The sequence below is a fragment of the Paenibacillus tritici genome (genome assembly GCF_018207515.1).
Taxonomy (GTDB): Bacteria; Bacillota; Bacilli; order Paenibacillales; family Paenibacillaceae; genus Paenibacillus_AQ; species Paenibacillus_AQ tritici.
Genome location: NZ_CP073365.1, coordinates 5,395,368 through 5,406,644 on the forward strand (window position 1 = coordinate 5,395,368; position 11,277 = coordinate 5,406,644).

6 protein-coding genes are annotated in these 11,277 nt (G+C 54.1%); 2 read left to right on the forward strand and 4 right to left on the reverse strand.

Annotated features, from left to right (window positions below):
- Positions 1–34: 34 nt before the first annotated feature.
- The 4 genes from KDC22_RS23210 to KDC22_RS23225 form a co-directional block, all read right to left on the reverse strand.
- Positions 35–946: a carbohydrate ABC transporter permease gene (locus KDC22_RS23210; protein ID WP_211720479.1), complete on the reverse strand. Its 912-nt coding sequence runs from the start codon at positions 944–946 to the stop codon at positions 35–37.
- A 16-nt stretch (positions 947–962) separates the two neighbouring features.
- The gene (locus KDC22_RS23215; protein WP_211720480.1) at positions 963–1,898 is read right to left on the reverse strand and encodes an ABC transporter permease; all 936 of its coding nucleotides are present in this window, start codon (positions 1,896–1,898) and stop codon (positions 963–965) included.
- An 88-nt stretch (positions 1,899–1,986) separates the two neighbouring features.
- Positions 1,987–3,696: a sensor histidine kinase gene (locus KDC22_RS23220; protein WP_211720481.1), complete on the reverse strand. Its 1,710-nt coding sequence runs from the start codon at positions 3,694–3,696 to the stop codon at positions 1,987–1,989.
- A 52-nt stretch (positions 3,697–3,748) separates the two neighbouring features.
- Positions 3,749–5,119, reverse strand: a complete 1,371-nt coding sequence (locus tag KDC22_RS23225; RefSeq protein WP_211720482.1) for a response regulator transcription factor — start codon at positions 5,117–5,119, stop codon at positions 3,749–3,751.
- Positions 5,120–5,439: 320 nt separating this feature from the next.
- On the opposite strand from KDC22_RS23225, the gene KDC22_RS23230 reads away from it, so the two are divergent.
- A complete protein-coding gene (locus KDC22_RS23230) occupies positions 5,440–9,159 on the forward strand; it encodes a glycoside hydrolase family 9 protein (RefSeq protein ID WP_211720483.1) in 3,720 nt (1,239 codons plus the stop codon).
- A 369-nt stretch (positions 9,160–9,528) separates the two neighbouring features.
- Positions 9,529–10,404, forward strand: coding sequence for an ankyrin repeat domain-containing protein (locus KDC22_RS23235; RefSeq protein ID WP_246552902.1), 876 nt, complete (start codon positions 9,529–9,531; stop codon positions 10,402–10,404).
- The last annotated feature ends 873 nt before the right edge of the window (positions 10,405–11,277 follow it).

The window sequence follows — 11,277 nt, forward strand, 5'->3', positions numbered from 1 at the left end:
AGCCAGATGTGCTGAGTGCCGGTTCCACCACGCTTTACCCTTTTACTGCCCCGACCGTCAGGCCTTTGACAAAATACTTCTGAAAGAACGGATACGCAATCAGAATCGGTCCCATCCCGATCACCGCCATCGCCATCTGCAGGGATTCGTTCGGAAGATTCTTCATCATATTGGGATTCTGCGCGGCCAGCTCCACATTATTGCGCAGGTACTGCACATCGTTGAGGACGCGCATCATCAGATACTGCAGCGGATATTTATCCTCGCTGGTGATATACAGCAGCGCATTGAACCAGTCGTTCCAATAACCGATGGTACTGAACAAGGCCATGGTCGCCAGGACCGGCAACGAGAGCGGCAGAACGATCCGCAGGAAGATTCTCAGCTCCCCCGCACCGTCAATTCTGGCCGATTCGATCACCGCAGGATGAATGGTCGTCTGGAAGAAGGTCCGCATAATAATGACGTTGAACGGCACAATCAGCATGGGCAGAATCAGCGCCATATACGAATCCTTGATATGCAGCGCTTGTGTGTAGATCAGGTATCTGCTGACCATCCCGCCATTGAACAGCATCGTGAAGAACAGGAAGAAGGTGAACACATTACGGAACGGATAATCCGCCCGCGAGATGGGATAAGCATACATCGCCATAAGAAGCACGCTGAGCGCTGTACCTACAATAGTGATGGTGAAACTCACGCGATATCCCGACACAATGGTCATCCAGTCCTTGAAGATCGACTCATAGGCAATGAAGGACCATTTATTCGGAAGGAAGCTGTACCCCTCAGTCAGAATGGACTGCCCGTCGGTGAAGGAGACGATAATGACAAGCAGAACAGGCATGAAGCAAAGGAGTGAGAGGATCACAAAGGCCAGATTTAAAAGTACATTTGACAATGCGGAATTTCCGCCGATCGAGCTGCTGGTGTCATTCGCCATGAGGATTCTCCTTTGATTAGAATAGTGCCTGTTCCCGGTCAATTCGTCTGACCATACTGTTCGTGGCAATAACCATAACGAAGCCTACCACAGATTGGACCAGCGCCGTTGCCGAGGACATCCCGATATCATTCAATTGCATCAGGGCGCGGTAGACATACGTATCAACGGTATCTGTTACCGGATACAGCGCTCCTGAATTCATGGGCACCTGGAAGAACAGTCCGAAGTCAGAGCTGAAGATGCTGCCCATGGACAGAATCGTCATAATAATGATGACCGGCCGGATAAAAGGGAGCGTGATATGCGTAATCTGCTTCCACTTGGAAGCCCCGTCGATCAGCGCCGCCTCGTAATATTCCGGATCAATGCCGGCAATCGCCGCGATATAGATCACTGCGCCGAAGCCTGCATGCTTCCAGGCGTTGACGAACACCAGGATGTAAGGCCAATATTCCTTCTCCGAGTACCAGAAGACCGGGTCTTGCCCGAAGGCCTTAAGCACTGTGGCATTGATGAAGCCGTGATCCGGCTGGAGGAAAGCGTATACGAGATAACTCACTACTACCATGGACAGGAAGTGCGGCAGGATGATGAAGCTCTGGTACACCTTCGCCAGCAGCCGCCGCCGGATCTCATTGATGGCTACCGCAATGGATACCGACAGCACCAGGTTCATAATCATGAAGGTCAAGCTGTACAAAAGCGTGTTTCTTACAATTCTCCACATATCCCCCGAGGAGAACAGGAACTGGAAATTATCGAAGCCTACCCAGGGGCTGCCCCAAATCCCGTCCAGATAATTCACATTCTTGAAGGCAATAAAGATGCCGAACATCGGCAGATAGCTGTGCGCCAGCAGGACAAGCACCGCTGGCAGCAGCATTAGTGTCAGCGCCTTGTACTTCCACATGGCATGGATGAATCTTGAGAATCCGGTGGTTCTGCTCATGTCCATTACTCCTTTCATGGACTAATTATAGAACCATCCTGCCACCGCTTCGATGATGGATTCCCGTAAAAACGTGATCTTTTATCACTCAGTTACCGGCAGGTTCGGTCTTCGTCCGGCGCAGCGGCAAGGTGATGATGGCCCGTGTCCACCCCTCCACGCTTCGCTCATAGCTCAACCCGTAGGCCTCCCCGTAATGGAGCTGGATTCGCTGGTGCACGTTGCGGATGCCGTAACCTCTTGCACTATGCTCTTCCCGCAGAATGGCGGCAAGCTCCTCCAGATCTACCGGCAGATGCCCGTTATCCTCTACGATGAAGCGGAGCGTTCCTTCTGCTTGAACCGCAGATACCCGGATCTCTCCTTCGCCGTCCATCCCGCGTACGCCGTGAAGAATGGCATTCTCGATCAGCGGCTGGATGATGACCTTGGGCGTCTCATAGTCCCTCAAGGAATCATCAATCTGCCACCAGACCTCAAAGGTACCCGGATAACGTTTGGTTTGCAGCCGGGTATACGCTTGGGCATGTTCGAGTTCTTCCCCGGCAGTAATCATCGTCCGGCCCCGGCTAAGCCCGATGCGCAGCAGCATGGACAAGTCCCTGACCATCTCGCCCACCTCGCTATTTCCGCTATCCAGCGCATACCAGTAGATCGAGTCCAGGGTATTGTACAGATAATGGGGGGTAATCTGGGATTGGAGCATCAGCAGCTCATATTCCTTCTGCTTCAGCTTCATCCCGTAATTTTCTTCAATCGAATGATCCAGCCTGCGGGTCATTTTCACGAATGATCCCTGGAGAATGCCGAATTCATCATGCCGGAGCGGCTCCTCGGACAACGGCAGCTTGATGCCGGGCTCATAAATTTTCATCACAGAGACGAGCTTCACGACCGGTTTGACGACAAGTCTGACCAGATAGAGAACAAACATCAGGACAAAAGCCAGAAACATAAAGGAGATCAGCACCAGCAGCTTTTGAAACCAGACTTGCTTGCCGGTAATGGATGCCAGCGGGATTTTGTACAATAACCGGGTGTGGAATCTGGAGCTGTCCGAATACGCATAGAGCCACTCCTCCCCGCCTTCCTGGGCGAAGGTATAACCGTAAGCGGCGTCCGGGTCGATGTTCTTGCCGATCTCAGCCGCAGAAATACTGCCTGACCCGGTGGACATCAGCAGCTCCCCGTTATCATTGAATAAGAAGGCTCCGGCCGCCGCAGGCAGCTCCACCGAGACCATATCCCGGGTCAGCATCACCTCTACCTTATGGACGACCAGCAGCCCGATTACCTCGTTATAATTCCGGGGGTTCAGAATACTACGCATGAAGGAGACCGTCCGCTCGCCCGTCCCTGAAGGAATGACGCGCAGCGCCCCTGCCCCGCTGACATCCATCTGCTTGACCATGACATCCGGCAATCCGCTGTTCACCTGGTCCAGATATTTGAACCCTTTGGTCTTGTGGGACAGATCGAACGGCGTATCCCTGCGCTCAATGTTCTTCATATATATCGCATATTCCGTGCCGCCGGTAGACCAGCTCTCCAGAATATTGTCGGCCTGCTGGATCTCATTCAGGGTATCAATTCCGGTCCAGAAGCTGTACCCCGCCGGATTGCTGAAAAAATGATTATCCAGCAGCGTAATCGTCCGGTCATTGATCGCCGATATCGTTTTGTCCAGCGTCACATGATTCTGCTTCACCAGCTGCAGGGTGGTACTGCCGACCTCTTCCTTGATCGTGTGAAGCGCTACATACGCTGAAATCCAGCCCACCACCAGGAAAGGGAGCACGATGCAGAGCAGGAAGGCGAGGATGACCTTATGTTTGAGCTTGAGTTTAAGTTTAAGTTTCGGCTTCAGCCCGGTCCCCTCCTCTGGCCTGTTTGCGGAATTCTGCCGGAGTGAGGCCCAGCACCCGCTTGAACATCCGGCTGAAGTGCTCCGGCGATTCATACCCTACCGCATAGGCAACTTCATACCGCTTCTTGTCCGTAGCCATCATAAGACGCTTGGCCTCCTCCATCCGCAGGGTGGTCACGTAGTCCCAGAGGTTGGTCTTCATCTCGCGCTTGAAAATATAACCCAGATGAGCCGCGCTGAAGTGGACCTCCTCGGAAATATCCTGGATCTTCAGCGCCGGATTCCGGTAATGGTTCTGGATGTAGCTTGTAATCCGTGAGATTACACTCGGGTCTCCGTCCGGGTCCTGCAGTGGTTGCTGTTGCGCCGAATCCGGCTCCTGCTTCCCTCTGCTCAGCTGCTCCTGCATGGCGATATCGCCATAATAGAACACCTTTTGCCCGGGATGAACAGTGCTCCGCCCGGCAGCCGTATCCGCCTCTTCCAGTAGTCCGGGAAGTGTGGAGATACCCCCGCCAAGTGTGCTGAGTCCGATAATGGCCTCCGCATTCAAATGCTGCTTCAGGTTCATGGCGATCATCTGCCCGATCATCTGGATCTGCGAGTGCACTCTAACCTGGGGATCACCCATATCCTCAGCGGATAACTGGATGATGCTGATGATCGAATGGCCGAAGCCGTTGAAGGTGATGCCATCCCATTCGGATAACGTCTCGTTCATAATGTTGAGGGCGGCATATTTCAGCAGCTTGCGGTCATGCAGGGTAACCTGCTGGCGGCTGAATCCGGCCTGGCTGTAATCTATACGGATGGTGATCACTCCGAAATAGGGTCCTTGCAGCAGGCCGCCCAATTCGCCGGTGATCTCTTCAATATCCTGCGGCGTCAGATTGCGCTCGGTGACCAGCTCCATCAGCCACTCCTCGCGCCGGGAATGCTCCCGGATGTGATGGTGCTCCGCCTGCGGGCTTGTCACCGGAAGCTCCTTCTGGGTTAACGCTTTGCGCACCACCCGCAGCAGCTCCGTCCGCTCCACCGGCTTCACCAGATAATCCTTGGCTCCCAGCCGGAGCGATTTTTTGGCGAAATCAAACTTCTCATGGGCCGAAATGACAATTACCGGAACATTCCACTGCTCCATATAGATATTCTCCATTAATTCAATCCCACTCATCCGGCCCATCTGGATATCGGTCAGCACCAGATCGAAATGGTCCATCCGTAAGTAGTCAATCGCCTCAAAGCCATTGATGGCCGTCTCCACCTCCGTGATGTTCATATCCGAAGTGAGCAGGAAATTCCGGATCCCTGCACTCACTCTCGGCTCATCATCCACAACGAGAATTTTATACATGATGTCCCCCTCTTTCGATTGCCAATTCATCGCCAGGCAGCTTCAGGTTCTTCTGTGTACCACAGTACACTTGCAATAAATAAGCGTAGATGATCTATTTCCGCTTTTCTGTGATCTATTTCCGCATGTTGTGCCGCCAGCCTCCATTCGTCCCCCGATCCGTAGGTACCGCACCTTTACACCCCTAGTATAGATCACATATTTCCTGTAATTCATCATGGATTAGTGATAGTAACTCTTTTATGCTACTTTTGCAAGCGTTTTCATATAAAAGAAAGGAGAGCCGGGTTAACGATATTCCATTATGAGGAGGTTCTACAATGTTCATCCGAAGTCCATTCCCCAAGAGATTCAACAAGTTCGTATCTGTAAGCCTCAGTCTGTTGTTAATTCTGTGCAGTGTTGCTCTGTCCCCCCGGCCTGCCGCCGCTGCTGTGGCCCCCTTGCCGGGTCCCGCTCACCCTCTCTTGTATGATAATTTCGCCGGCGGAGGCGTCTTCAAGCAGAACTGGACCAACTGGTTCAATCAGAGCGGCGGGAGCGGAACCTTCACCAAGACCACCCAAGGCACCCGCACCATTGGCAAATTCACGCAAACCCCAAGCTCTTCCTCCTCCTGGGCCAAGTTTCAGCCGATGAACGAGACCTTCGACCTCTCCGGCTACCGTTATATGAATCTGTCCCTGAACAATGCAGGGTATGCCCAGTCTCTCATTCGTGTCGTAATCAGCGACGGGATTACCAATTACAATCTGACCGGAGGTTATGTCCCGGCCACGGCGGCCTGGACTGATCTGCAGTTCGATCTGGACGCCTTGTCGCCCAAAATTCAGAAGAAGAAGGTCAAGCTGGAAATCTGGCTGAGACAAGCCGGCGGAACTTACGGGGAGATGCTGGTCGATGATATTGTGTTCACTACCGCATCCAGCGGGTCTGCTCCCCAGCTAAGCCCGGCAGGGATGACAGCCAATACGGACGGCAGCTACAACCAGAATACTAATTTCACCTTCGAAGCCACATATACCGACCCGGATAATGAGGCACCTTTTGCCGTCCAGGTCATCATTGATGACACAGCCTATGCTATGCGTGAGTCCGATCCGGCAGATGTAACTTATACGGATGGAAAAAAATACAGCTTCATGACGAAGCTCCCGGCAGGCGCTCATACCTACTATTTCCGCACCACCGATACGACCTCGGATGAAGTCTCCACCGGGGTGCACAATCTGAGCGTAGTCCAGGCTGCTTCGGTGATAGACATTGTTGTGAGCCAGGCCGGTTACAGCGCAGACGATGTCAAGAACGCCAAATTCATCTCCGACACCACCGTTACAGACGCCACTTATGAAATACTCGACGGGACGAATGTGGTCTATTCAGGCACTATGACCTACGAGGGACTGCATTGGAACAAGCATGTCTACTCCATCGGCTTCACACCCGTCACTGATCCGGGGAACCACTATCGAGTGCGGAGTAATCAGGTGTATTCCTACTCTTTTGAGATCGCTCCGAATCTGTGGGATCAATATAAGGATGAAATGACAGCCTTCTACCGGCTTCAACGGGCCTCCGTTGCGACCAGTGATGCTTATCCGGCAGGCTACAGCAGCGTCGCTCCTTCCGCCAAGCTCTACCATGCCGCCGGTCATCTGGATGATGCCCAGTCTGCGGACGGCCTTACCCATTATGATCTGACGGGAAGCTGGTATGATGCCGGAGACTACGGCAAATACGGCGGCAACCAATGGGTCGGCGCGGAGATCGCTCTGGCCTATATCCGTTATGCTGACAAAGACAGCGTGAAGTACGATAACGACAGCAACGGTATCCCGGATCTGGTCGATGAGGCGGTATTCGGCAGCGAGTACCTCATTAAGTTCGCCGATCAGCTCGGCGGGGAAATGTATAATCTGCGGAATAACGCTTCTTTCGTTCATCCCGAGAAATCTACCGACAACATCTCCGGCACCGCCGATGACCGCAAGCTGACGGAACTGAGTGTCGGCGGCTCCGCCAAGTCCGCAGGGACGCTGGCCGCCACCGCACGGGCCATCCGCACCGCCATAAGCGAAGGCGATATCGCTTCCGCTCAGATTGCAACGCTGACGGATTTCGCTAATCAATGCGAGAGCGCTGCGGTCACCTTTTATGAATATGTGGTTGCCAACCCTGACGGTCCGATCGGATCTTATTCCACCCGGGGGGGCCTCCCCAATTCCAAGCTGCTGGCAGATGTGGAGCTATACCTGCTGACCGGTGATACCCGGTATAAGAATGCCGCCACAAGTACGATTAACACCTTAACCCTGGGCGACATCTCCTCCACGAACTACTGGGATATGAGCCCGTTGTCCATGGCTGAATTCTATCCGGTTGCCGATACTGCAACGCAGTCTCATATTCACAGCCTGCTCAAGGGGCAAGCCGATTACTTCATCTCCATGACCGATGATACCCCGTATGGGGTCCTGAACCAGTTCAAGAACTTCGGGGTCAACGAACCTCATGCTTCTTATCTGGGGGACCTGCTGCGGTATTATGAATTATTCGGTGATCCGGCAGCGCTTCAGCCAGTGGTGAAGGGAATGTACTGGGTGTTCGGAGAGAATCCGTGGAATATCAGCTGGGTATCGGGTATTGGCACCCATCATGTGATGTTCCCGCATACCCGCTACAATGAGGAATCCAATACAGCGGGTGACACCGGGATCATCCTTCCGGGGGCGATGGTCAGCGGACCTAATATGAAGGACCCCAAGAATAAAAGCAGTGTAAGTCCGTGGTATGAGGACCGTTCCCTCTATCTGGATGATACCAATCAGTGGCGGTACAACGAATTCAGTATTAGCATTCAAGCCGGACTGCTCTATACGGTCATGGGATTAAGCGCCACTCCGGGGACAGGGGCAGATCATGATGAGGTACCGCCTGCCTTGCCGGTCCTCTCTCCGGTGATTGGAGAATGGGTGCGCGGAGAGGTTACTGTTTTTGCCGAAGCGGGGGATGGGCTGAGCGATGTGGAATATGCGGCAACCGGGTTGCCGTATCAGCCGATGACTGTATCCGGGAATGTGTATTCTACTGTAAGCGGTGCAGTGTATACTGCGGTCATTGATGAGAGCCAGTCCTTGCCTTATACCAACCGGAGAGTGGATGTCCGCGCCAAGGCTCCTTCCGGCGGGTACACCTACAGTTCCACCCATTACACCGTAGCTCCACCGTTGCCGGACCCTTCTACTCCGCTGTTATATGATGATTTCGGCGGGGCCGGGTTCTGGGGCGGTTCTGCGGCCAACACCACCTGGGTCAACTGGTATAATCAGAATGGCGGCACGGGAACGTTCACCAAGCTTACCGCCGATGGACGCTCTGCGGGCCAATTCGCCCAGACGCCGGCCAGTGTGAATTCAGCAGCCAAATTCCAGCCGTGGAACGATGTGGTCGATCTGAGCGGCTATCAATATCTGAATCTTACGCTGAAGAATCCTGCCTCTCCTGATCTCAGGACCCGGATTGAGCTCAGTGACGGCAAACGAACCTACAATCTTACCGGCGGATGGACCCTGGTTCCTTCCTCTTGGAGTGATCTGCAATTCGATCTGAACGCCCTAACCCCGGCCATCGACAAGAAGACCGTGAAGATGTCGATATGGCTGAAGCAAAATACCGTCACTCCGGGGCAAATGCTGCTGGATGAGATCAAGGCGACCAATCAGGTCAGCGGAAGTGCGCCGACCTTAACCGCAGGAGGCGTGGATCTTACCGCAGGCACTCCGCAGACCGAATTCACCTTCAATGTAACCTATACCGATGCAGACAATCAGCCTCCCTTTGTAATGGAGCTTGTTCTGGACGGCGTGATCCGGAAGATGCAGCCTGTGAATCCGGCAGACACGAATTACGCCGACGGCCGAATCTATCAATACAAGACCAAGCTGCCTCCCGGCCAGCATTCCTACTCCTTCCACACCACCGATACCTTCACCGATGCGGTAAGTACCGGGGTGCTGGGCGGGCCTGAGGTTAGTGAATAGGTACAGTTGCGGTAAATACCGGAGTTCCGAACGGGCCTGTAGTCAGTGAAGAACCGCAGCCGCAGGGATGCTTCGGGCAGAGCGAGTGTGAAGTTGAAGGCGTGCGCAGGTGAGGGAATAGCGTAATTGAATGCGAAGCGTAAGTGAAATTGAATCCGAAGCACAATTGAACGCGAAGCGTACATGAAATTGAATGCGAAGCTTAATTGAACGCAAAGCGTACGTGAAATTGAATGCGAAGCTTAATTGAACGCAAAGCGTACGTGAAATTGAATACGAAGCGTAAGGAGGTTATACTACAGTCAATATACGGATAAGCCGATACTATTGCAGGCTGCACCCAGAATTGTTGCCTGGTGGCCGGGTCCGATGGTGATATACGGAGGGATTGATCTCATGAGCGACAAGAATATCATTTGGATGGCTAGTGAGGACCCGCTGGTGATTTCTGTTGTTGAAGCGATTCATACGGGCGACGTCTCTTCGCTAAAGCGGTTGCTTGCCGGGAATCCCGGGCTGGTTACAGCAAGGATTACCGAAACCGGCGAGGAGAGTGCGGGCAGCGAAGGGACAAGCGGCGCTGGTACTAGCAACGCTTATAACAGCGAGGGAACATCCAGCGGAGGGTCCCGCACCCTGCTGCATATTGCCACCGATTGGCCGGGGCATTTCCCCAACAACGCAGCGGTTGTAACCGCGCTGATTGAGGCCGGGGCCGAGTTGAATGCCCGGTTCAACGGGCATCACAACGAGACGCCGCTGCACTGGGCGGCGAGCTGCGATGATGTCGAGGTGCTCGACCTCCTGCTCGATGCCGGGGCCGACATCGAGGCCTCCGGCGCAGTCATCGCCGGTGGCACACCGCTGGACGACGCGGTGGCGTTCGCCCAGTGGAAGGCGGCGCATCGGCTGATTGAGCGCGGGGCTAAGCCCGCGCTCTGGCATGCTGCTGCCCTTGGTCTCATTGGTCTGATGGAGGCCCATTTCGCCGGTGACTTGCTCTCCCGGAGTTATCCTTGGGGAGCAAGCGCAGCTTCATCCCCGGACGAGCTGACCGTCGCTTTCTGGTGCGCCTGCCATGGCGGACAACGAAGTGCGGCCGAATACCTGCTCAGCCGCGGGGCGGAGCTGAACTGGATCTCCGGGTGGGACGGCCTTACTCCCCTGGACGCCGCGAGGCGCAGCAACGCCACTGAACTGGTAGAGTGGCTGCACTGCCTGGGGGCCGAATCGGCACAGCGCTAGGTAACCTGAAATGAACTGATGGCCCCGGACTTGTCTGAGAAGACAGGGCCGGGGCCATTTTGGTGCACTTTTTGCTCCTCCTTGCTCTTCCTTTACGCTCACCGCCCACTTTCAGCCGATTCAGGTGCACTAGTGCTCCTCATTTCCGCTCGCCACCCACTTTCAGCCGATTCAGGTGCACTTTTGCTCTTCCTTTCCGCTCACTGCCCACTTTCAGCCTATTCAGGTGCACTAGTGCTCCTCCTTCACGCTTGCCGCCCACTTTCAGCCGATTCAGGTGCACTAGTGCTCCTCATTTCCTCTTGCCGCCCACCTTAGACTAATTCAAGTGCACTAGTGCTCCTCATTTCTGCTTACCGCCCACTTTCGGCCGATTCAGGTGCACTAGTGCTCCTCATTTCCGCTCACTGCCCACCTTAGACTAATTCAAGTGCACTTCTGCACCAACTTTCGGCGGAATGAGAGGGATTTATCCCTCTCATTTTCACGTACCGCCCACTTCCGGCGGAATCAGAGGGATTTATCCCTCTCATCCTTCCGTACCGCCTACTTCCGGCGGGATCAGAGGGATTTATCCCTCTCATCCTTCCGTACCGCATACTTCCGGCGGGATCAGAGGGATTTATCCCTCTCATTCTCACGTACCGCCTACTTTCGGCGAGATCAGAGGGATTTATCCCTCTCATTCTCACGTACCGCCTACTTTCGGCGAGATCAGAGGGATTTATCCCTCTCATCCTTCCGTACCGCCTACTTCCGGCGGGATCAGAGGGATTTCTCCCTCTCATTTTCACGTACCGCCTACTTCCGGCGGGATCAGAGGGATTTCTCCCTCTCATTTTCACGTACCGCCTACTTCCGGCGGGATCAGAG